Below are 22,623 nucleotides of genomic sequence, written 5' to 3' on the forward strand. Positions count from 1 at the left end.
GCATCTGTCTAGAACAAAGACATCTGTGGCGTTGCGCCGGCCGTTGAGAAATGTTCGGTGGTCAGGGGGTGGCGTTCGGCGTTTAGCCCATGGCGCTGGCAGGCCAGCTTGAAACGTTTGCGCAGCAGTTCGGCAAAAATGCCGGTACCTGTCATGCGCGTGCCGAAGCTGGAGTCGTAGGCCTGGCCGCCCCGCATTTGCGCGATCAGGCTCTGGACATGCCGGGCGCGCAGCGGATGGTAGGTGGCCAGCCACTCGGAAAACAGATCCGCTACCTCGCGCGGCAGCCGCAGCAGGATATAGGCGGCTGTCGTCGCGCCAGCGTTGGCGCCCGCTTCCAGGATGGACTCCATTTCCGGGTCGGTCAGGCTTGGAATGACGGGCGCCACCATCACTCCCACGGGAATCCCGGCCTCACTCAGCGACGCGATGGCTGCGATGCGACGCGCCGGCGCGCTCGCCCTCGGTTCCAGCGTGCGGGCTATCTCATTGTTGAGCGATGTGACCGACATATGGACCCGGACCAGGTTCCTGGCCGCCATGCGCTGGAGGATGTCGATGTCGCGCGTGACAACCCCCGACTTGGTCGTGATGGCCACCGGATGGTTGAACCGTTCCAGCACTTCCAGTATGCCCCGTGTGATGCGGAGTTTGCGCTCGATGGGCTGGTAAGGGTCGGTATTGGCGCCCAGCGCGATGACCGATGGCGTGTAACTGCGGCTGCCTAGTTCGGCCTGGAGCAGCTCGGCCGCGTTCTCCTTCGCGTACAGGCGGGTTTCGAAGTCGAGGCCCGGCGAAAGTCCCAGATAGGCATGGCTGGGTCTGGCATAACAGTAGATGCAACCGTGCTCGCATCCTCGGTAGGGATTGATGGAAGCATCAAAGGGCAGGTCCGGCGACTGGTTGCGCGAGACGATGCGTTTCGCCTTCTCCGTGAAAACAATGGTCTGGATCTGGGGTATCTCTGGCTCATCGAGGGCTCGTGACTCATCGTCGACCCGTTCGCGGGTCCATGCATCGAAACGGCTGACGTTGTTCGAGCGCGCTGCCCGGCCTTTGAGCGGGCTGGAGGAGGGAGGTCGGGTCGTCACGTTGGCAGTCCTGCGGCTACGGTTGATACTGTATAAATATACAGTTCCCAACGGCTGACCGGCAAGGAGTAAAGGGTGGAAGTCCCTGGGAGAAGAAGATTTGGCGAATCGCGCACGACGGGGTCTGTGCGGGACGGCGGCTCGGCAATGGGTACTCCTGCTGCAGCACTTCGCAAAAACAGCCAAGGTGTGTTTTTGCCGTGCGGGAGCCAGGCCAGTCAGGCAGGCGGTGCTGCCGCGGGGCTATCCCAGTAGGGCGGGGAGCCGAAGCGCGCCGCAAAGAAATCGGTAAAGGCCCGGGTTTTTGCCGGCACCTGCCGGCGGCTCGGGTAGACCGCCCAGATCGATACCGACGGCAGTACCGGATAATCGGGCAGCACGTTGACTAGCGCGCCACTACGCAGGTAGGGGCCGACATCCCAGGTGGATTTGAGCGCGAGCCCCATGCCAGCCAGGATCGCATCCCGGATGACCTCGCCGTTGTCCGTGCGGAGATTGCCGCTGACGGCGATCACCGTCTTGCCCAGCGCCGTGTCGAACTGCCAGGTGGCCTGGTCGCCAAGCACGATGCAATTGTGGTCGCGCAGGTCCTCCGGGTGCCGTGGCGTGCCATGGGCGGCAAGGTAGGCGGGCGAGGCGCAAATGGCGCGATGGCTCGGGGCAAGCGGGCGGGCCACCAGCGATGAGTCGGGCAGGGCGCCCATGCGCAGCGCCACGTCCACCCCGGCCTCCACCAGGCCGATCACCTGATCCGTCAGCCGCAGGTCCAGCGTCAGGCCGGGGTAGGCGGCAAGGAAGGCTGGGATGGCCGGAGAGACGTGCTGGCGGCCGAAGGATGCGGGCACCGTGACGCGCAGTATTCCGTGTGGTGCTTCCGCCCCCCGGCCTACCGACTGCGCGGCCTGGTCGGCCGTGTCGAGCAATTGCCCGGCATGCTCAAGAAAGCGCTGGCCGTCTCCGGTCAGCGAAATGCGCCGCGTGGTCCGGTGCAGCAGCCGCGTGCCGAGCTTCTGTTCGAGTAGCGCCAGGCGGCTGCTGGCCGATGACGTGGACAGCCCGAGATCGCGCGCCGCCGCCGACAGGCTGCCCAGCGCCGCCGCGCGCACGAACACCGCGATATCCAGCAAGTCGAAGTGCATGGCGCCTGGGCCGCTGGGCCTTGGAGCTGCTAATTACTGCGAAAGGGCGCGAGCGGCTTCGACCTGGGATTCGAAGAAGGTCTGGAAACTGATGGCCAGGCCCGCCATCAGCAGGCCGGTACCGATCAGCAGCGACAGGATGACCAGGATCACGACCGGCCAGCCAGACCGAGTCGGCTTGCCCTGGGGATTGAAGCGGGCATCCCATTTATCGTCCGGGCGCAGGCCGTACACGATGGCCGCCAGGAAGGCGCTGATCACCGATGTGCCACCGGCGATGGCAAAGGTCCAGTTCAGGGCCGGCGTGCCGGCGCCAGTCTGTATCGAAATGACGCCGATGACCCCGGCCAGGGCCGCCAGCAGGTGAGCCCACGCAAACTTGTCGCGCAAACCACCCAGGTAGAAGCGATGCAAGCCCAAGCTGCCGAACAGGAAGGCAAGCGCGACCGTGAGCAGCTTGGACTTGCCCGGAAGCGGCTTGACGAGTGCGGTGGCGGCTGGAACTTGGGTAGCGGCAGGCATGAGGCGGCAACTAGGTTGATGGCGGGCCAGGGGGGGCGGCCAGCGCAAGATCAGGGCAATGCCAGTCAAGCTGGCGTCGGCGCTCATTGTACGCTGGCCTCAAGCGCCGGCGCGGGAAGGCCGGGAGCGATGCGGGTCGGACGGCGAAGGCGCACGGGAGTTCCGTGCGCGGCACATCCGGGAGGAAGGCGGGGCGGGCAAGAGAGGTGGATCCCGCCGTTTGGAGGGCAAACAAGCGGGGGAGGGAAATGCCGGTTTCAGGCGGACCTAACGGCCGCCGTCGCGTCCCCGCGCCTGCCAGCCGGGGCCGGCGCCGGGACCGCGCTGCTCGCCGCGCGCGTTGTCGCCTTGCGCGTTGCGATCGGGTGGGCGGCCGCGCTCATCATCGCGCTCCTGGGGTGGCAAGGGGCGACCGTTAAGGCGGTCATCAGCGCGGGCACGGGCTTCCATTCTTTCGATCTGGGCACGCACATGGTCTTGCCGTTCGGCGCGTACGCTAGCCATCTCCCAGCCGCCCTGGCCGCGAGCGTTACCATTGCCCGCAGTCCGGCCTTCGGGCCGGCTGTGTTGCCAAAACGCGACCTGCGCATGGCTGACAGCGTTGAGGCCGAGCACTGAAACGGCCAACAGGATGCCAGCCACCGAGTCGCGCAGGAAGGTGCGGGGGAGCATGCGGAATCCCAGTATCCTGTCGCGCGGTGAGTTGTTCGAGATATGGGTTCATGGTACGCACGGGCCTTCGGGACGCATATGCAAAAGCCGTTACTGGTGTAACGGATTGTTTCGCCCCCATCCGCTACGTTTCGCAGCTTGCCTGCGGGCTGCGCGGGGAGTGGCGTTCCAACGCCTCACGGCGCGTAGCGGATACGGTAAATGGCGCCCGCCGTGTCGTCGCTGATCAGCAACGAGCCATCCGGGGCCACCAGGACATCGGCCGGCCTGCCCCAGGCTTTGCCGTCTTGCAGCCAGCCTTGCGCGAAGACTTCCTGGCGCACTGCCTGGCCACTCTCGTTCAGCACTACCCGGACAATGCGGTAGCCGACCTTCGTGCTACGGTTCCAGCTGCCGTGCTCGGCGATGAAAATATTGTTCCGGTATTCCGCGGGAAACTGTGACCCGGTGTAGAAGCGCATCCCGAGCGAGGCGACATGCGCGCCCAGTTTTGCGGCTGGCTGCTCGAACTCCGAGCAGTTGCGCTGCTTGCCGAACTCCGGGTCGGCGATGCTGCCGGCGTGGCAGTATGGATAGCCAAAATGCTGGCCGGAACGGGTCAGGCGGTTGAGTTCGTCGTCTGGCACATCGTCTCCCAGCTGATCGCGCCCATTGTCCGTGAACCACAGCTGGCGCGTGACCGGGTGCCAGTCAAAGCCCACCGAATTGCGCACGCCCCTGGCTACTACCTGCAGGTCGGAGCCGTCGGGCTTCATCTTCATGATATTGGCGTAGCGGTTTTCGTCAGGCTTGCAGATATTGCAGGGTGCGCCAACCGGGATATACAGATAGCCATCCGGACCAAAGGCGATGAACTTCCAGCCGTGGTGCGTTTCGGAAGGGAAGCGATCGCTCACCACGACCGGTTTTGGCGGGGTGTCGAGCCGGGCTTCGATGTCATCGAGCCGGACGATGCGCGAGACCGAGGACGCATAAAGGGCGCCGTCGCGGAAGGCCACGCCTACCGGCATGGTCAGGCCGGTGGCGATTGTCCTTGCCCTCGGGTTAGGCGCCAGCGCGTTGCTGATTGCATAGATCTTGCCCTGGCCAAGGCTACCGATAAAGAGGGTGCCGGCCGGCGACATGGTCATGCCCCGTGCTTCCGGCACATCCTGGCTCAGCACGTCGATGCGGAACCCCGGCGGCAGCTGGATCTGCTCCAGCGGCAGGGCCGTGCCCGCACTTGCATTGGGACTGAACCAGGCAGTCACGGCGAAAGCGGCTGCAAGCAGGGCGCGAATGTGAAGGTAGGAACGCACGGCAAGATCTCCTGTCGGGGTTTTCGCCACGATGCCTGTAGCCAGGTGTCGAGTCAATCGCTCTAAGTGTTTGTTTGGGCTCGGGATTTGGTCTATACTCTTGCGTTTCGTGTTCGAACATCAAGTTTTCTGAGGAATCAAACCATGGTCGTAATCCGTCTGGCTCGCGGTGGCAGCAAGAAGCGCCCCTTCTTCAATATCGTCGCGGCAGACTCGCGCAATCGTCGCGATGGCCGCTTCATCGAGCGTATCGGCTTCTACAACCCCCTGGCTTCGGCAAGCGAAGAAGGCCTGCGTCTGGTGCAAGACCGCCTGACCTACTGGCAAGGCGTGGGCGCACAGCTGTCGCCGACGGTTGCCCGTCTGGTCAAGCAGAACGCCGCCAAGGCCGTAGCCTGATTGTTGTGACGCGCGTTTCGCGACGCGTGGCAAACGACACGTGACAGAACGCAAGCAAGGCGTCCCGGCGCGGCGGCCGCTCAATATGCCGCTCGAGCCCTCGGCCCGGCCCCAGGCCGGTGTGCAGGAAAAGGCGAGTCTCAAGCCGCGGGGCGTAGCTGGGTTTCCGGCTGCGCTGGCATATACCGATAAGCTGCCGGACGACCTGATCGAGGTTGGTTACATCAGTGCGGCTTACGGCATTCGGGGCTGGATCAAGGTCCAGCCGCATGCCGACGATGCGAGCGCGCTGTTGCATGCGCGCCGCTGGTGGCTGCTGAAAGCCCCGCCGACAGGCCTGGTGGGCGCGGCCGATGCCGTGGCATCGGAGGCATTATGCGTGAAGGTCGTGCAATCCCGTGAGCATAGCGGTACCGTGGTGGCCCAGGCGAACGGCGTGTCCGACCGCAACCACTCGGAAGCGCTCAAGGGTCGCCGTGTCTGGATTCGTCGCGAGGATTTCCCCGCGCCGGATGAAAACGAATTTTACTGGGTCGATCTGATCGGCTGCGCCGTGTTCAATGAGCAGGGCGAGTCGCTGGGCGAAGTGTCCGGCCTGATCGACAACGGCGCGCACCAGATCCTGCAGGTAGCGCATACCTTGCCTGACGGCAAGGCAGGCGAGCGCCTGATCCCCTTTGTCGACGCATTCCTGCGCTCGGTCGATATTTCGGCCAGACGCGTGGTGGTCGACTGGGGCCTGGACTACTGAGCGGTCCGGCAGCGGACGCTCGGCTGGCGGCGGCCGGGTGGGCAAGTATAGGGAGGGGCGGATGCAGTTCGATGTGATCACGCTATTTCCCGAGATGTTCCGTGCGCTGACCGACTGGGGTATCACCAGCCGGGCGGCCAAGCAGCAGCGTTATACGCTGCGCACCTGGAATCCGCGCGATTTCACCAGCGACAACTACCGTACGATCGACGATCGCCCGTACGGCGGCGGTCCTGGCATGGTAATGCTGGCCAAGCCACTGGAAGATGCGATCGGCGCGGCATGTTCGGCGCAACTGGCGGCGCAAGCCGCCACGGATGTGCCGGGCGAGACGGTGAAGCCGCATGTGGTGCTGATGTCGCCGCAAGGCGCGCCCCTGACGCATCAGAAGGTGATGTCGCTGGCGCAGCGTCCCGGCCTTGTGCTGCTTTGTGGCCGATACGAAGCCATCGACCAGCGATTGATCGAGCGGCGCGTGGATGAGGAAATCAGCCTCGGCGATTTCGTGCTGTCGGGTGGCGAGTTGCCGGCCATGGCCGTAATCGACGCGGTCGTCAGGCATTTGCCGGGCGTGCTGGGCGATGCCCAGTCGGCGGTTCAGGACAGCTTCGTCAATGGGCTGCTGGACTGTCCGCACTATACGCGGCCGGAAGAATACGAAGGTGTGCGGGTGCCCGAGATACTGCTCGGGGGCCATCATGCCGAGATCGAGAAGTGGCGGCGCCAGCAGGCGCTCGCGAATACTGCGAAGAAGCGCCCCGATCTGATCGAGGCAGCGCGCAGCCAAGGGTTGCTGAGCCGGGCCGACGAGAAATTCCTGTCGGCCTGGCTGGCGAAAGAAGGGCGGGAGTTCGCTCCCGCCAGGTGAAACCCCATCCTCTGCCGGGGCCCAGGCCATGCCTGGGGCATACAACGTCGGCATGATGGACAAGGAGAAAAAACGATGAACATCATCGAGCTGATCGAGAAAGACGAAATCGCGCGCCTGACCGCGAACAAGACCATCCCCGCATTCGCACCCGGCGACACCGTGATCGTCAGCGTGAATGTGGTGGAAGGTAGCCGCAAGCGCGTGCAGGCTTACGAAGGCGTGGTGATTGCCAAGCGCAACCGCGGCCTGAATTCGTCCTTCATCGTGCGCAAGATTTCGTCGGGTGAAGGCGTGGAGCGTACGTTCCAGCTGTACTCGCCGCTGATCGCAGCGATCGAAGTGAAGCGCCGTGGCGACGTCCGCCGCGCCAAGCTGTACTACCTGCGTCAGCGTTCGGGCAAGTCCGCGCGGATCAAGGAAAAGCTGGCATACAAGTCGGCACCGGCCAAGGCTGCTGCTGCGGAGTAAGCCGCTGTCGCCACGATCGGTTCTGCCGGTCGTGGCTACGCAAAAAGGGCACCTTCGGGTGCCCTTTTTGCGTCTGCGCGCGGTATTTTTGCTGCGGTGCATGAAGAACGGTTTGGCCGGCTTCTGTCATACTCGCAACGATTATGCGTCCTGCCTTCGATCCTGAATCCCTCCCCATCGTCGCAACCGATACCCGGCATCCGCCGCTTGAGGATGTGCGCCTGCAGCCCGAGTTCATCCGCCACCGGCTCCAGTCGCCACCGGCGTGGGCGCCCGAGCTGACTGACGAATCGCGTGCCTACGATCGCAGCCTCAAGCTGCGCGACGCGGCCGTGCTCGTGCCTCTGGTAGAGCGGGGCGATGGGCTGACCGTGCTGCTGACCGAGCGCAATGCCAACCTGAGTTCGCACGCCGGGCAGATCAGTTTCCCGGGCGGCCGGCACGAAGCCTTTGATATCGACCGTGTTGCCACGGCGTTGCGTGAAACCGAAGAAGAAGTTGGGCTGGTGCGCGACTATGTGGAGGTGCTGGGCGCTCTGCCCGACTACATCACGGGCACCGGTTTCCATGTCAGCCCGGTGGTGGGCCTGGTGCGCGACGGTTTCACGCTGCGCCCCGATGCGCGCGAGGTCGCCGATGTCTTCGAGGTTCCCCTGGAGTTCCTGATGGACCCTTCCCATCACCAGCAGCGTCTGTTCCGCTGGGTGGACGGCGAGCGCCTGTTCTACGCCATGCCCTTCCCGCGCGAAGACGGCGGCCACCGCTTTATCTGGGGCGCCACCGCCGGCATGCTCCGCAACCTCTACCATCTGCTGGCTGCCTGATTGCCATCGGGCAGCCGTACAGGGAGCGATCTCAGGCCGCGGCAGCCTGGTCTTGCCCGATGCAGTGCGGGCAGCTCTTGCCCACCACATAGTGCGGGCTTTGCTGCTCCTCGGCGGTGACCACGGCGCGGCAGGCGAAGCATTGCTTCGGTCCGGCGGGCTCCAGGCTCGGGTTGAGCGCGGTGCGGTAATCGAAGACGAAGCAGTCGCCCTGATAGTGGCTGCCGCCCACTTCCTCGAAATACTTCAGGATACCGCCTTCGAGCTGGTAGACGTGCTCGATGCCGGCCTCCTGCATGTGGATGGCGGCTTTCTCGCAGCGGATGCCACCGGTGCAGAACGACACGATGGTCTTGCCCTCGAACTCCGCCTTGTGTGCCGCGATGGCCGGCGGGAAGTCGCTGAACTTGGTAATGTCGTAGTCGACCGCCTGCTCGAAGGTGCCGACCGCGACCTCGAAGGCATTGCGTGTATCGAGCATCACCACCGGGCGGCCGGCGTCGTCATGGCCCTGGTCCAGCCAGCGCTTGAGCTCCACGGGCCGTACCGCAGGTGCGCGCCCTGCCTCGGGGCGGATCAGCGGCATCTTCATGGTGATGATTTCCTTCTTCTCGCGCACCAGCATGCGCTTGAAGGGCTGGTTCTCCGACAGGCTCTCCTTGGGCTCGATGTCGGCAAAACGCGGGTTGGCGTGGAGCCATCCCAGGAAGCCGTCTATGGCTTCGCGCACGCCGGCCAGGAACAGGTTGATGCCTTCCGGTGCGAGCAGGATGGTGCCCTTGAGCCCGTGGGCTTCGCAGCGCGCGCGCATTTCCGGGCGCAAAGCCGGGATATCGTCCAGCGTGACGAATTTGTAAGCGGAGATGTTTACGATCTGCATAGGTGGCGCACGCCCGGCCCGCGCATTGTGACCGCGCGGTAACTGCCTGATTGGAAAGGCGAAATTATAGCGCCTTGAAGGCCTCGTGCCGGTCTTTTCCGAGCAGCCGGGTTGGTCTTGCCGTGCGGTCCGTGGTGCAAAGAAGGCGGGCGAGGGCATGCCGAGCCGGTACAATTACGCCCATGTCTGCACCTCGCTTCGTTCATCTCCGTCTCCATTCCGAATACTCCGTCGTCGATGGCATCGTGCGTCTTGAGGACGCCGTCGAGGCCGCCGCCGCCGATGGCATGGGCGCGCTCGCCCTGACCGACCTGGCCAACGCCTTCGGCCTGATCCGCTTCTACAAGGAAGCGCGCGGCGGCGGCGTCAAGCCCGTGATCGGCGCCGACGTCTGGCTGACCAACGCCGACGATCGCGACAAGCCCACGCGGCTGCTGCTGCTGGTCCAGGACCGGCGCGGCTACCTCAACCTGTGCGTGCTGCTGTCGCGCGCATGGCTGTCGAACCAGTACCGCGGCCGCGCCGAGATCGATCCGGCCTGGTTTGACGAGGCGGGTGAAGAGGGCCTGCCGCTGGCCACTGGCATGATCGCCCTTTCCGGGGCCATGGGCGGTGATATCGGCGTGGCGCTGGCCAATGGCAATGAGGCGGGAGCGGCACAAGCCGCGGCGCACTGGGCCAAGGTCTTCCCGCAGCGTTTCTACATTGAACTGCAGCGTGCCGGCCAGCCCGGCACCGATGCCTATGTGCAGCAGGCGGTGCAGTTGGCGGCCAAAATGCACCTGCCGGTGGTGGCAACGCATCCGGTGCAGTTCATGACCGCCGACGACTTCACCGCGCACGAGGCCCGTACCTGCATCGCCGAAGGCGAACTGCTGGCCAATCCCCGCCGCACGCGGCGCTTCACCACCGACCAGTATTTCAAGTCCCAGGACGAGATGTGCGCGCTGTTCGCCGACATCCCGTCCGCGCTGGAAAACGCGGTACAGATCGCGCGCCGCTGCAACCTCACGCTGGAACTGGGCAAGCCGCGCCTGCCGCTGTTCCCCACGCCCGACGGCATGTCGCTCGACGACTACCTCGTGCACCTGGCCAAGGAAGGCCTGGAAAAGCGCATGGCGGTACTGTTCCCCGACGAGGCAGTACGCGAGGCCAAGCGCCCCGAGTACTACGCCCGGCTGGAGTTCGAGACCGGCACCATCATCAAGATGGGCTTCCCCGGCTACTTCCTGATCGTGGCGGACTTTATCAACTGGGCCAAGAACAATGGCGTGCCGGTAGGACCGGGGCGCGGCTCCGGCGCCGGTTCGCTGGTGGCGTATGCGCTGGGCATCACCGACTTGGACCCGCTCAAGTACGCGCTGCTGTTCGAACGTTTCCTGAACCCGGAACGGGTTTCGATGCCCGACTTCGACATCGACTTCTGCCAGCACGGCCGTGATCGGGTGATCACTTACGTGAAGGAGAAGTACGGACACGCAGCTGTCTCGCAGATCGCGACTTTCGGCACCATGGCCGCCAAGGCCGCGGTGCGCGACGTGGGCCGCGTACTCGACCTGGGCTACGGTTTCGTCGACGGCATCGCCAAGCTGATTCCGTTCAAGCCGGGCAAGCTCGTCACCATCGAGGAAGCCAAGAAGGAAGAGCCGCTCCTGACCGAGCGCGAGAAGAATGAAGAAGAAGTGCGCCAGCTGCTGGAGCTGGCGCAGCGCGTGGAAGGCATGACGCGTAACGTCGGCATGCACGCCGGGGGCGTGCTGATTGCGCCAGGCAAGCTGACCGATTTCTGCCCGCTCTATACCCAGGGCGCGCAGAACGACGGCATGAGCGGCGTGGTCAGCCAGTACGACAAGGACGACGTGGAAGCGGCAGGCCTGGTCAAGTTCGACTTCTTGGGCCTGACCACGCTGACCATCCTGGACTGGGCCGAACGCTATATCCGCCGGCTCGATCCGACCAAGGCGGACTGGAACTGCAGCCACATTCCGCTCGACGATGGCCCCGCCTTCGACATCCTCAAGACGGCCAACACGGTAGCCGTGTTCCAGCTGGAAAGCCGCGGCATGCAGGGCATGCTGAAGGACGCCAAGCCCGACCGCTTCGAGGACATCATCGCGCTGGTGGCGCTCTACCGCCCGGGCCCGATGGACCTGATTCCCAGCTTCTGCGCGCGCAAGCACGGCCGCGAGAAGGTGGAATACCCGGACCCGCGCGTCGAGCCGGTGCTCAAGGAGACCTACGGCATCATGGTCTACCAGGAGCAGGTGATGCAGATGGCGCAGATCATCGGCGGCTACTCGCTGGGCGGCGCCGACTTGCTTCGCCGCGCCATGGGTAAGAAGAAGGCCGAGGAAATGGCCCAGCACCGCGAGCTGTTCCGCGCGGGCGCGGCCAAGAACGGCCTGACCGCCGAGAAGGCCGACGACACCTTCGACCTGATGGAGAAGTTCGCGGGCTACGGCTTCAACAAGTCGCACGCGGCCGCCTATGCGCTGCTGGCCTATTACACGGCCTGGCTCAAGGCGCACCATCCGGCCGAATTCATGGCAGCCAATATGTCGCTCGCCATGGACGACACCGACAAGGTCAAGATCCTGTACGAGGATTGCAAGCTCAACAACCTCGAGGTGCTGCCGCCCGACGTCAACGCCAGCGAATACCGCTTCGCGCCGACCGATGCCAAGACGATCCGCTATGGACTGGGCGGCATCAAGGGCTCGGGGCAGGGCGCCATCGAGGACATCCTGCGCGCTCGCGAGGAAAAGCCCTTCGCCGACCTGTTCGACTTCTGCGAGCGCGTCGACCGCCGCCAGGTCAACCGCCGCACCATCGAGGCGCTGATCCGCGCCGGCGCCTTCGACAGCCTCAATGACAATCGCGGCCAGCTGCTTGCCTCCGTGTCGCTCGCGATGGAAGCCGCCGAGCAGAAGGCTGAGTCGGCCAACCAGGTCTCGCTGTTCGACCTGATGGCCGACGCCGGTGAATCGCACCGTCCCGAACTGGTTGACGAGCCGCGCTGGGCGCCCAAGCGCACGCTGCAGGAAGAAAAGCAGGCTCTGGGGTATTACTTCTCGGGGCACCTGTTCGATGCCTATCGTGACGAAGTCGGCCGCTTCCTCAAAGGCACGCTGGCCGGGCTGGAGAAGGAAGTACAGGGCAATGGCGGCGGCTATGGCCGCGATGTGCGCGGCAAGGTGATCGCCGGCGTCATTACCGGCATGCGTACCCAGATGACGCAGCGCGGCAAGATGCTGATCGTCTTGCTCGACGACGGCACCGGACAGGTCGAGATGACCGTGTTCAACGAATTGTTCGACGCCAACCGCCATATGTTCCGCGAGGACGAGATGGTGATCGTGCAAGGTAACGCCCGCCATGACACCTTTACCGGCGGCGTGCGCTTCACCGCCGAATCGGTGATGGACCTGGTGGCGGCGCGCGCCAAGTACGCCGATGCGGTCGGCCTGGCTTTCAATGGCAATGCCTCTACCGAGCTGTTGCGCGAACTGCTCACGCCCTACCTGGCGACGGTGGCCAACAGCCCTGGCTTGCCGGTGCGCATCAGCTATGCCACCACCGGTGCCCGCTGCGAGGCGGAGCTGGGCCGGCAATGGCTGGTCACGCCGTCCGAGGATGCCCTCGCGAGCTTCCGCTCGGCCTTGTCGGGCGAGAACGTTCGCATGCTGTACGGCTGACCCGGGCTGTCGGCAGGGCGGCAACGGCATTGCGCCGCCCTGATCGGAATTGCTGCCGTCCATCCCGTCATTCCATGGATCACACAAGCCCCGCATGGCCAAGCAACGCATCCTCTTTCACCTGACCCACTTCCTGCGCGGCGGCATCGAGACCTCGCTGGTGTCGCTGCTCGCCTCGCTGGATCGCGAACGCTTCGAGATTGGCCTGACCCTGACCTATCCGACCGAAGCACTGGAGACCCATTTCCGCGCGCTGTTGCCGCCGGACGTCAAGCTCCACATCCTCGCGCCGGAAGCCTGGCTGTCGCGCTGCCGGCAACTGAAGAAAGCGGGCAAGCTGGGCCCGCTTGGCAAGATCTACGAGGAAGTGCTGCTGCCGCCGCTGCGCAAGCCGCTGGTCAACCGGCGCTTTCGCGGCATCGTGCGCGACTATGACCTGGTGATCGACTACGACATGTCGCTGTCGCGGCTGACGGGGCGGTTGCCGGTGCCGATGATTGGCTACCAGCATTTCAGCGTGGCGCACCTTGAGCGCGAGAACCGCCGCAAGCTGCGCAAGCTGCGGCGCCAGTGCCGCGAGCACTATGACCGCATCGTCGTGCTCAATGACACCATGCTGGCGGATGCGCGGGCGCTGATTCCCGAGGCGGCCGGCAAGTTCATCCGCCTCTACAACGCCACGGATCTCGACCGCATTCGCGCGCTCGGCAAGGCACCGTTCAGCCCGCCGGCCCATCCCTACATCGTTTCGGTGGGACGGCTGGAGGAGAGCCAGAAGGATTTCACCACGCTGCTGCGGGCCTACGCGGCGCTGGTCAGGGGCACGGGTTTGCGCGAGCGGCTGGTGCTGGTGGGCGACGGCGCTTCACGCGGCCGGCTCGAGGCGCTCGCGCGCGAGTTGGGGATCAGCGAGCGCGTCAGCTTTGCCGGCTTCCAGCCCAATCCCTATACCTGGATTCACCATGCGCGGCTGATGGCATTCAGCTCCAAGATGGAGGGACTGCCGAATGTGCTGCTGGAAGGCATGGCGCTCGGCCAGTTCGTGGTGAGCACCGATTGCCCGGTGGGCCCGCGCGAGATCCTGGCCGAGGGCAAGGCCGGGCTGCTGACGCCGGTTGGCGATGTGCCCGCGCTGGCGGAGGCGATTCGCCGCGGGCTGGAGGACGAGCCGCTGCGTGCCCGGCTGCTGGCCTATGCGGCGGTCCATATCGAGCAGATGGGCTTTGGCCCGACCTCGGCGGCTTTCGGCGCTTGCGTCGACGATCTGCTGGGCGCCCCATGTGCGGGGGCGGCAGCCCTTACTGCGGCTGCTCCTGCCGCTTCTGCTGCTGCAGGTACCACAGCTTGATGTACTTGTAGTAGCTGGCCTGGCCGTTCATCAACGCCACGCCGAGGCCTTGCGCGCCATCCAGAAAGCCGCGGCGCAGCAGGTAGGTCCGCAGGAAGGCCCAGGCGCCATGCAGCACGGCGCTGGCGGGCGAGGCCGTCTTGCCGCGCGCCAGGCCTTGCCGGGCGCCCAGGGTGGAGTATTGGTCGATCTTGCGCAGCACCTGCGAAAAGTCGTCGTAGGTGTAATGCAACAGCGGCGTGTTCAGCTTGCCGGTGGGGCCGTCGGAGATCACGCGTTCATGCACGAGGTCATCGGTGAAGCGGGCGCGGCCGCGCCGGAACAACCGTGTGACGTAGTCGGGATACCAGCCGCCGTGGCGGATAAAGCGGCCGCAGAAACGCGACAGGCGCGGCATCTCGTAGGCGTCGGCCTGGCCGGACCCGATTGCCGCGAGGATCTCGTCGCGTAGCTCGGGGGTGACCCGTTCGTCGGCGTCGATGGAGAAGATCCAGTCGCTGTCGGCCTTCGACACCGCCAGGTTTTTCTGGGCGCCGAAACCCGGCCAGTGCTCGGTTTCGAAGACCTCGGCACCCAGGCTGCGGGCCAGTTCGACCGTCCCGTCCTGGCTACCCGAATCCACTATAATCGCGCGGTCGCACCAGGACACGCTTTCCAGGCACTCCCGGATATTGTGTGCCTCGTTTTTTGTAATTAGTACGACAGAGATTCTCATAGAGTTTGCTTATGGTGTTTCGTGCGACCAAACAGGCATGGCTGGCCAACGGGCTGGTCCTTGCTTTCCCCGTGCTGCTGCTGAACGTACCGCGCGGCGCGGGCATTTTCATCGGCGCGGTGGTGCTGGCCATGCTGCTGGGCTGGCGGGGCATGGGCCTGACCATGGCGCGGTATCGCTCCCTGCTGGTCCCGCTCGGGCTAGCCATTCTAGCGGTACTTGTGGTGTGCATCGCATCCAAGCTGCTCTTCGGCCTGCGCTGGAGCGCGATCGATAACCCCACGCGCGTGCTGCTGGTCATGCTGACCTGCCTGGCGGTGCTGCGGCATCGCCCGGACAGCCGCATGCTCTGGTACGGGATTCCGCTGGCGCTGGTGTCCTGCCTGCTGATCGTGGCGTACCAGTTCCTGGTGCTGCACGATGACCGCCCGGCGGCATGGACCCAGCCGATCGCCTTCGCCAATATGGTGGCGGCGTTCGGACTGATCGGATTTGCGCGGCCGGGCCATCGCCGGCTCGACCATGCGCTGGCATGGGGGGGGCTGGCGGTGGCGGGCGTCGTGCTGGTCCTCAACGGATCGCGTGGCGCCTGGCTGTCCCTGGCCCTGACCATGGTCCCGCTGCTCGCGGTGCGCTACCGCCGCATCCGGCTGCCGGCTTTTATCGGCATGGTGGCATTGCTGGCGGCGTTGGCGGGCGCGCTCTATCTGGTGCCGGGCAGCCCGGTCGCCAAGCGGGTCGACCTGGTCGGCCAGGATGTTGCGCAGTTCGAGGCCGGCAATGCAGATAGCTCGACCGGCGCGCGCCTGCTGATATGGCAAATCGCGGCCAAGGCGTTCGAAGCGCATCCGTGGACCGGGATCGGCCTGAGCCAGTTCCGCCAGCTGACGCAGGCACTGCCGGCCTGCCAGGTCAGCCGCGACCACCAGTTCTGCCTGGAGCATGCCCACAACGACGTGATGGAGGCGCTTGCTACCATGGGCGTGCCCGGCCTGATTGCCGTCATGTCGATTTTCCTGGTGCCGGCCTGGCTGTTCTTCGGGCTCTTGCGCCAGAGCCGCCGCCAGGGCGACGAGCGTGGCGAGTGCCTTGCCGCGGCCGGACTGGCGGTCGTCATGGCCAGCCTGATTGGCGGCCTGACCCAGGTCACGATGGCCCACCAGGCAAATATCGTTTTCTATGCCGGCGTGATCGGGCTCTTGCTCGGGCTGGCTGCAGTACAAGCAAAGTATCCCCGGACCGACGGGGTGGAGAAACCGTGAAAGTCCAAGAACAAAATGCGCCCCCGGCACAGGAAGCCGACACCCTGAAGCGAGTCTGGTCATACCTGCGTCCGGAAATGCGCGTCTTCATCGTCGCCATCATCGCGATGGCGGCTGTGGCGGGCGCCGAAGGGATCATGCCCAAGGTCGTCAATGACCTGCTCGACAACGGTTTCGGCGGCGCATATGCCGGCAAGCTCTGGCACGTGCCGGCCCTGCTGATTGGCGTGGCACTGGTACGCGGGGTGGCGCAGTTCGCTTCCGGCTACCTGCTCGCCCTGATCTCGAACCGGGTGCTGCTGAAGATGCGTATGCAGATGTTCGAGCGCATGCTGCATGCGCCCGCGCTGTTCTACCATCGCAATACCGCGGCGTCGCTGATCAATGCGGTGATCTTCGAAGTCAACCAGGTCATGCAGATCCTGACCGGCGTGCTGATCACCCTGGTGCGCGATTCGCTCACCGTGTTGGCGCTGCTTGTCTACCTGTTCTATACCAACTGGAGCCTGACGCTGGTGGTGGCGGTGATCCTGCCGGTGATCGGCTTCGTCATGGCCAAGGTCAATCGCCGCCTGCGCCGCCTCAATCGCGACCACCAGGCGCTGACCAACACCGCGGCCTACGTGGTCGAGGAAGCCGCCGGTGGCTACAAGGTGGTCAAGCTGCATGGCGGCGAAGCGTATGAGACGTCGCGTTTCGCGGCCATGGCCGAGCGCCTGCGTGGCTATTCCATGCGCATGGCAGTGGCGGGCGGGCTGAACCAGCCCGTCACGGCATTCCTGGCGGCGCTGGCGCTGTCGGTCATCCTCACCATCGCGATGATCCAGTCGCAGACCAACCACACCACGGTGGGCAGCTTCACCGGCTTTGTGATGGCGATGCTGCTGCTGGTCTCGCCGCTCAAGCACTTGACCGACCTGAACCAGCCGCTGCAGCGCGGCCTGACCGCGGCCGAGATGATCTTCGGCCTGATTGATGAGCCGGTCGAGCCGCAGAACGGCGGGCTGCCGCTTGAGCGCGCGCGTGGCGAGCTGGTATTCGAGAAGGTGGGCTTCCGCTACGGCGATGCTGCCCGTCCAGCGCTGGACAACATCCACTTCAACGTCAGCGCCGGCGAGGTGGTGGCGCTGGTGGGGCCGTCGGGCAGCGGCAAGACCACGCTGGTCAACCTTGTGCCGCGCTTCTTCGACCCGACCGAGGGCCGCATCCTGCTGGACGGCAAGACGATCGACGCGTTCTCATTGCAAGACCTGCGTCGCCAGATCGCTTTTGTCAGCCAGGAGGTGGTGCTGTTTAATGACACCGTGGCCGCCAACGTCGCCTATGGCGTGCATCCCGCGGCGGACATCGACATGGCGCGCGTCGAGCGCGCGCTGGCCGCCGCCTACCTGACCGATGTGGTCAAGGGCCTGCCGCAAGGGCTGGAAACCAATATCGGCGACAACGGCATGAAGCTCTCCGGCGGCCAGCGCCAGCGGATGGCGATCGCGCGCGCTCTTTACAAGGACGCGCCGATCCTGATCCTGGACGAAGCGACCTCGGCACTCGACTCGGAGTCCGAGCGCCAGGTCCAGGCCGCGCTGGAGGCCTTGATGGTCGGCCGTACCACGCTGGTGATCGCGCACCGCCTGTCCACCATCGAGAACGCCGATCGCATCGTGGTGTTGGACCACGGCCGGGTGGCGGAGCATGGCACTCACGCCGAACTGCTGTCGGCCGAGGGACTCTACGCCGGTCTCCACAAGATCCAGTTCGCCACCCAGTAAGCCGGTTTTTCGCTGCCCGCGGCAGCTGTTGCGGGCGGTTCATGCGCAGTGCAATGAGGGGGATACCCCCGAAGGAGACCACCATGACCGCATCCACGCCGCCGCTGAGCCGCTACCCGGTTCCCGCCATCGCCGAGCTGCCCGAGGACATCCGGGCGCGCATGCTGGAAGTCCAGGACAAGGCCGGCTTCGTACCTAACGTGTTCCTCACGCTGGCCCACCGGCCGGACGAATTCCGCGCCTTCTTCGCCTATCACGACGCGCTGATGCTCAAGGAGGGGGGGCTGACCAAGGGCGAGCGCGAAATGATCGTGGTTGCCACCTCGGGCGCCAACCAGTGCCTGTACTGCGTGGTGGCGCATGGCGCCATCCTGCGCATCTACGAGAAGAAACCGGAGCTGGCCGACCAGGTGGCGGTCAACTACCACAAGGCCGACATCACGCCACGCCAGCGCGCCATGCTCGACTTCGCCCTCAAGGTCTGCCAGGCCTCCAGTGAGGTGGGCGAGGCCGATTTCGCTGCACTGCGCAAGCATGGGTTCAGCGACGAGGACGCCTGGGATATTGCGGCCATCACCGCCTTCTTCGGCTTGTCCAACCGCATGGCCAACATCATCAGCATGCGGCCGAACGAGGAGTTCTACCTGATGGGGCGTGTGCCAAAGGCAAAGTAGGGCGGCCGGCTGCTTTCCGGAGGCGGTGCCCGTCGCGCCCGTCTCCTTTTCCTGTTTCCCCGTGCCAGCCGCGTGCTGCGCGCTACCGGATCTGCGCGCACGTGCCGCTGCGTGGGTTGAACAGCACCGGCCACGCCTGTTCATAGATGCCCGGGGTGCAATGCTGCTCGCAATGCGCATGGGCGAGCGTGACGCGCCGTGGATCCTGCCACACCATCAGCGTGCAGCCGCTGTCGTCGATGGCCCGCAGTTCGATGTGCGGAGTCTTGCGCACCTGGCGGAACTCGGCGAGATCGAAATGGCAGGAGCCACGCCTGCCCACCCAGAGTTTCCAGGACAGACTGCGCACATCATTGCTCACTACTTGCATATGTGCATCCTCGCGGAAGCCGTCTTCCTCGGTGCGCTGGCAATTGGCGGAGATATCGATGTCGTGCGGAGCAATTGGCGTGGGCCGTTCGCGGACAACAGCGGGCGCCGCCGCAGGGGGCGCAGGCGCACGCGCGGCGGGTGGGGCCGGCGGCAGTGTCACGGTGCATGCCGTCAGCGCGGCGACAAAAAGCCACGGCCACAGAGGCCAGCGCTTGTTCTTCATGGTGACTCCTTGCGCCCGGTAGCGCGGCGCGCGCGATGCGCTGGCGAGGCGCATCCCATATCAATATTTATAGTGGATGGCGCAAGGAAGGCGAGCCCAAACGGTCCGGACTGTTACATCAGGATGATGTCGTACTGCTCCTGATGGAAGGTCGATTCCACCTGCAGCGAGATCGGCTTGCCGATGAAGTCGCCGAGCATGGCCAGATGCTGGCTTTCTTCCTCCAGGAACAGGTCGATCACTTGCTGCGAGCCGAGGATGCGGAATTCACGCGGGTTGAACTGGCGCGACTCGCGCATGATTTCGCGCAGGATGTCGTAGCACACCGTGCGCGGCGTCTTGACCTGGCCCTTGCCAGTGCACACGGGGCATTGCTCGCATAGCACGTGCGCTAGCGACTCGCGGGTGCGCTTGCGGGTCATCTCCACCAGCCCGAGCTGCGAGAAGCTGTTGACGGTGATGCGCGTGCGGTCGCGCGACAGTGCGCGCTTGAGTTCCGACAGCACCTGGTCGCGGTGCTCGGTGTTCTCCATATCGATGAAATCGATGATGATGATGCCGCCCAGGTTGCGCAGCCGCAGCTGGCGCGCAATCGTGTGCGCCGCTTCCAGGTTGGTCTTGAAGATCGTGTCGTCGAAGTTGCGCGCGCCGACGTAGCCACCGGTGTTGACGTCGATGGTGGTCATGGCCTCCGTCTGGTCGATCATCAGGTAGCCGCCGGATTTCAGGTCGACCCGGCGCGACAACGCCTTTTCGATCTCGGCGTCGATATTGAAGAGGTCGAAGACGGGGCGCTCGCCGGTGTAGTGCGACAGGCGCGGCAGCACGGCCGGGGTGTATTCCTCCGCGAACTCCACCAGCTTCTGGTAGTTCTCGCGCGAATCCACCTGAATCACGTTGGTGGCGTCGTTGACGAAGTCGCGCAGCACGCGCTGGGCCAGGTTGAGATCCTGGTACAGCAGGCTGGGCGCGGGCAGGGTGGTGGCATTCTGGCGGATGGAGGCCCAGATCTTGCGCAAGTAGGCGATATCGTTACCGAGTTCCTCGTTGCTGGACTCCTCGGCAATAGTGCGCACGATAAATCCGCCGCGTTCGTCCGCCGGTACCAGGCTTTGCACGCGCGAGCGCAGGGCTTCGCGGTCGACCTCGCCTTCGATGCGCTGGGAGATGCCGATGTGCGGGTCCTGGGGCAGGTAGACCAGGGTGCGTCCGGCGATGCTCACCTGGGTGGACAGGCGCGCGCCCTTGGTGCCAATCGGGTCCTTGATGACCTGCACCATCAGCGCCTGGCCTTCATAGAGCGTCTTCTCAATGGCCAGGGGCGCGGCATTGCCGTTCTTTTCCGGGTCGCGCGGATGCCAGATATCGGCGACGTGCAGGAATGCGGCGCGTTCGAGCCCGATGTCGATAAAGGCGGATTGCATGCCGGGCAGCACACGTACGACCTTGCCCAGGTAGATATTGCCGACGAGCCCGCGCGACAGCGTGCGCTCGACATGGAGTTCCTGCACGGCGGCCTGCTGCACGATGGCCACGCGCGTTTCCTGCGGTGTGATGTTGACGAGGATGTCTTCAGTCATAGTGGATGAAACTCGTCGCCGGCTGACCGGCCAGGGGGTTGTCCGCACTGTGCCGCCATGCGCTCCGGGGCGCCGCCTTGGCCAGGGCAGCCGCGGGGTAGCGGAAAGGGCGGCGGCGGGGTTCTCAGAACCGCAGTTGGGCCTGTCTGAGCAGCGAAGCGGTCTCAAACAGGGGCAAACCCATGATACCCGAATAGCTGCCGTCGATTCGCGCGACGAACTCCGCCGCGCGGCCCTGGATGCCATAGGCGCCGGCCTTGCCGCCTGGCTCGCCGCTGGCGACATAGGCCGCGATTTCATCGGCTGTCATGGGCCGGAAACTGACCTCGGAGACCGAAAGCGCGTGGCGCAGGCCAAGCGTGGACACGACGGTCACGGCGGTCAGCACGCGATGGGTGCGGCCTGCCAGCGCCGCCAGCATGCGCGCGGCGTCGGCGTCGTCGGTGGGCTTGCCGAGGATCTCGCCGCCCAGGCAGACGGTGGTGTCCGAGGTCAGGATCGGGGCGTCGGGCAGGGCGCGCCGTTCGCGCCGGCGCAGCGCGGCCTCGGCCTTGAGCGCGCATACGCGCTGCACGTAGTCGTCGGGGCTCTCGCCCGGCAGCACGGTTTCCAGCGCCTCGGCGTCTTCGGTGTCATCGGCCAGCAGCAGTTCGTAGGCGACGCCAAGCTGGGTCAGCAATTCGCGCCGGCGCGGGCTCTGGGAGGCGAGGTAGAGGAAGGAATGGGTCACGGCAGGGCAGTCGGGAATCCGGGGAAATGTGCCGGCGGCATGCGCCGCTTCGGTCGCATTGTACCTGCCGGCCTCGCCCGCGGCGTGCCACTGGCGGCGGCCAGCCGGCTTCAGGCGCGATGGTACGGATGATTCTGCGTCACCGACCAGGCGCGGTAGAGCTGCTCGGCCAGCAGCACGCGCACCATGCCATGCGGCATGGTCAGGCTGGACAGGCGCAGCAGCGTCTGCGCGCGCGCCTTTAGCGCGGGATCCAGCCCGTCCGCGCCGCCGATCAGGAAGGCGACGTCGCCGCCTTCGCGTTGCCAGTCGCCCAGCTGGGCGGCGAGCTGCACCGTGGTGAGATCGCGCCCGCGTTCGTCCAGTGCCACGATGCGGCATTGCTTAGGCAGCGCCGCCTCGATGCGGGCCGCCTCGCGTTGCATCACGGTGGTGGCGTTATTGCTCGACGAGCGCGCCTCGGGCTTGATTTCGCGCAGCTCGATGCGCAGCTCGGGTGGCATGCGCTTCGCGTACTCGGCGAAACCGGTTTCGATCCAGCCGGGCATCTTGTGGCCAACGGCCACGATCAGCAACTGCATGACGGGAAGCGGAACGGTTCCGCTCAGGCCGAGCGGGTGGTGCGCTTGCGCGCGGCCGGTGCCTTGGCGGCAGCCGTCTTGGTCGCTGCGGTCTTGGTGGCGGTCTTGCGTGGCGCGCCGGTACCGGCAGCCGTCTTGCGCGGCGCGGCGGACTTGGCCGGCGCCTTGCGTGCCGGGGCCGAGCCCAGTGCGCTGGTCAGGCGTTTCTGTACGGTCGGGGCGCGGTTGGTGGCGATGGCGTCCGGATCGGTGTCTTCGTGGCCAAGCGGCGGCGAAGGCTCTTTCATGCCTTCGGGCAGGCGGGCCAGGGCCGGCCGCAGGCCGGTGGCGCGGCGTGCGGTGCGTACCACCGGGCTATCGTCCTCGTCTTCGCTGTCGATGGGCTCGCTGGCCTTGGCCAGGCCCTTCTTGGCGGTGGACAGCTTGAGCCGTACCGGCTTGTCGCCCCAGAGTTCTTCCAGGTTGTAGTACATGCGCAACTGCGGCTGCATGATGTGGACCACCGCGTCGCCGCAGTCCACCAGCACCCATTCGCCCGTTTCCAGCCCTTCCACCGCGACGATATGGCCGCCGGCGTCCTTGACGGTATCGCGGACCGAGGCGGCCAGCGCCTTGGTCTGGCGGTTCGAAGTCCCGCTGGCGATCACCACCCGGTCGAACAGTTCTGTCAGGTGGGTGGTGTCGTACACCTTGATGTCCTGCGCTTTGACATCCTCGAGGCCGTCGACGATGGCGCGTTGCAGTTTACGAATATCCATGGTG

At 65.3% G+C, this 22,623-nt stretch carries 22 protein-coding genes; 10 read left to right on the plus strand and 12 right to left on the minus strand.

Features of this window, described 5'->3' with window-relative positions; translation table 11 throughout:
• Positions 1-8 precede the first annotated feature (8 nt).
• From ACZY0R_RS20395 to ACZY0R_RS20415, 5 genes are all read right to left on the minus strand, one after another.
• A complete protein-coding gene (locus ACZY0R_RS20395; protein ID WP_488860754.1) occupies positions 9-1,091 on the minus strand; it encodes a PA0069 family radical SAM protein in 1,083 nt (360 codons plus the stop codon).
• Positions 1,092-1,309: 218 nt separating this feature from the next.
• Entirely contained in the window at positions 1,310-2,230 is a 921-nt protein-coding gene (locus ACZY0R_RS20400) for a LysR family transcriptional regulator (protein WP_488860756.1), read from the minus strand.
• 33 nt (positions 2,231-2,263) lie between these two features.
• Complete coding sequence (locus ACZY0R_RS20405) at positions 2,264-2,752, minus strand: NINE protein (RefSeq protein ID WP_488860758.1); 489 nt, start codon at positions 2,750-2,752, stop codon at positions 2,264-2,266.
• A gap of 267 nt (positions 2,753-3,019) precedes the next feature.
• Positions 3,020-3,424: a hypothetical protein gene (locus tag ACZY0R_RS20410; RefSeq protein ID WP_488860760.1), complete on the minus strand. Its 405-nt coding sequence runs from the start codon at positions 3,422-3,424 to the stop codon at positions 3,020-3,022.
• 176 nt (positions 3,425-3,600) lie between these two features.
• Positions 3,601-4,674: a PQQ-dependent sugar dehydrogenase gene (locus tag ACZY0R_RS20415; RefSeq protein ID WP_488866066.1), complete on the minus strand. Its 1,074-nt coding sequence runs from the start codon at positions 4,672-4,674 to the stop codon at positions 3,601-3,603.
• Positions 4,675-4,866: 192 nt separating this feature from the next.
• On the opposite strand from ACZY0R_RS20415, the gene rpsP reads away from it, so the two are divergent.
• The 5 genes from rpsP to ACZY0R_RS20440 all read left to right on the plus strand — a co-directional run bounded on the left by rpsP (position 4,867) and on the right by ACZY0R_RS20440 (position 8,035).
• Complete coding sequence (rpsP, locus tag ACZY0R_RS20420) at positions 4,867-5,121, plus strand: 30S ribosomal protein S16 (RefSeq protein WP_035859381.1); 255 nt, start codon at positions 4,867-4,869, stop codon at positions 5,119-5,121.
• An 85-nt stretch (positions 5,122-5,206) separates the two neighbouring features.
• On the plus strand, positions 5,207-5,872 hold the full coding sequence (gene rimM / locus ACZY0R_RS20425; protein WP_488866068.1) for a ribosome maturation factor RimM: 666 nt from the start codon (positions 5,207-5,209) through the stop codon (positions 5,870-5,872).
• A 61-nt stretch (positions 5,873-5,933) separates the two neighbouring features.
• Entirely contained in the window at positions 5,934-6,740 is an 807-nt protein-coding gene (gene trmD, locus ACZY0R_RS20430; RefSeq protein ID WP_045238664.1) for a tRNA (guanosine(37)-N1)-methyltransferase TrmD, read from the plus strand.
• 75 nt (positions 6,741-6,815) lie between these two features.
• A complete protein-coding gene (gene rplS / locus ACZY0R_RS20435) occupies positions 6,816-7,211 on the plus strand; it encodes a 50S ribosomal protein L19 (RefSeq protein WP_035859392.1) in 396 nt (131 codons plus the stop codon).
• A 143-nt stretch (positions 7,212-7,354) separates the two neighbouring features.
• Complete coding sequence (locus ACZY0R_RS20440) at positions 7,355-8,035, plus strand: CoA pyrophosphatase (RefSeq protein WP_488860763.1); 681 nt, start codon at positions 7,355-7,357, stop codon at positions 8,033-8,035.
• A 31-nt stretch (positions 8,036-8,066) separates the two neighbouring features.
• On the opposite strand, the gene ACZY0R_RS20445 is transcribed toward ACZY0R_RS20440, so the two are convergent.
• Positions 8,067-8,915, minus strand: a complete 849-nt coding sequence (locus ACZY0R_RS20445; RefSeq protein ID WP_488860765.1) for a sulfurtransferase — start codon at positions 8,913-8,915, stop codon at positions 8,067-8,069.
• A gap of 182 nt (positions 8,916-9,097) precedes the next feature.
• Here ACZY0R_RS20445 and dnaE point away from each other — a divergent pair, with 182 nt between their 5' ends.
• Entirely contained in the window at positions 9,098-12,610 is a 3,513-nt protein-coding gene (gene dnaE / locus ACZY0R_RS20450; RefSeq protein WP_488860767.1) for a DNA polymerase III subunit alpha, read from the plus strand.
• A 94-nt stretch (positions 12,611-12,704) separates the two neighbouring features.
• On the plus strand, positions 12,705-13,958 hold the full coding sequence (locus ACZY0R_RS20455) for a glycosyltransferase (RefSeq protein WP_488860769.1): 1,254 nt from the start codon (positions 12,705-12,707) through the stop codon (positions 13,956-13,958).
• Here ACZY0R_RS20455 and ACZY0R_RS20460 read toward each other — a convergent pair.
• Entirely contained in the window at positions 13,909-14,673 is a 765-nt protein-coding gene (locus tag ACZY0R_RS20460) for a glycosyltransferase family 2 protein (protein ID WP_488860771.1), read from the minus strand. The genes ACZY0R_RS20455 and ACZY0R_RS20460 overlap by 50 nt on opposite strands.
• An 11-nt stretch (positions 14,674-14,684) precedes the next feature.
• Here ACZY0R_RS20460 and ACZY0R_RS20465 point away from each other — a divergent pair, with 11 nt between their 5' ends.
• The 3 genes from ACZY0R_RS20465 (at position 14,685) to ACZY0R_RS20475 (ending at position 18,375) form a co-directional block, all read left to right on the plus strand.
• Positions 14,685-15,935 carry an O-antigen ligase family protein gene (locus tag ACZY0R_RS20465; RefSeq protein ID WP_488860773.1) on the plus strand — a complete coding sequence of 417 codons (1,251 nt, stop codon included), beginning with the start codon at positions 14,685-14,687 and terminating at the stop codon, positions 15,933-15,935.
• Positions 15,932-17,701, plus strand: a complete 1,770-nt coding sequence (gene msbA, locus ACZY0R_RS20470; protein WP_488860775.1) for a lipid A export permease/ATP-binding protein MsbA — start codon at positions 15,932-15,934, stop codon at positions 17,699-17,701. The genes ACZY0R_RS20465 and msbA overlap by 4 nt, the downstream gene beginning before the upstream one ends.
• A gap of 83 nt (positions 17,702-17,784) precedes the next feature.
• Positions 17,785-18,375 carry a peroxidase-related enzyme gene (locus tag ACZY0R_RS20475; protein WP_488860777.1) on the plus strand — a complete coding sequence of 197 codons (591 nt, stop codon included), beginning with the start codon at positions 17,785-17,787 and terminating at the stop codon, positions 18,373-18,375.
• Between the two features lie 82 nt (positions 18,376-18,457).
• Here ACZY0R_RS20475 and ACZY0R_RS20480 read toward each other — a convergent pair whose 3' ends face one another.
• From ACZY0R_RS20480 to rsfS, 5 genes are all read right to left on the minus strand, one after another.
• The gene (locus tag ACZY0R_RS20480) at positions 18,458-18,970 is read right to left on the minus strand and encodes a hypothetical protein (RefSeq protein WP_488860779.1); all 513 of its coding nucleotides are present in this window, start codon (positions 18,968-18,970) and stop codon (positions 18,458-18,460) included.
• Between the two features lie 113 nt (positions 18,971-19,083).
• Positions 19,084-20,550, minus strand: a complete 1,467-nt coding sequence (gene rng / locus ACZY0R_RS20485; protein WP_035859409.1) for a ribonuclease G — start codon at positions 20,548-20,550, stop codon at positions 19,084-19,086.
• A gap of 124 nt (positions 20,551-20,674) precedes the next feature.
• A complete protein-coding gene (locus ACZY0R_RS20490) occupies positions 20,675-21,298 on the minus strand; it encodes a Maf family protein (RefSeq protein ID WP_488866070.1) in 624 nt (207 codons plus the stop codon).
• Positions 21,299-21,390: 92 nt separating this feature from the next.
• Positions 21,391-21,861 (minus strand): 23S rRNA (pseudouridine(1915)-N(3))-methyltransferase RlmH, encoded by a 471-nt coding sequence (gene rlmH / locus ACZY0R_RS20495; RefSeq protein WP_035859413.1) that lies wholly within the window; start codon positions 21,859-21,861, stop codon positions 21,391-21,393.
• Positions 21,862-21,884: 23 nt separating this feature from the next.
• Positions 21,885-22,619 carry a ribosome silencing factor gene (gene rsfS, locus ACZY0R_RS20500; protein WP_488860782.1) on the minus strand — a complete coding sequence of 245 codons (735 nt, stop codon included), beginning with the start codon at positions 22,617-22,619 and terminating at the stop codon, positions 21,885-21,887.
• Positions 22,620-22,623: the final 4 nt, after the last annotated feature.

It is taken from the genome of Cupriavidus sp. F041, from assembly GCF_057814235.1.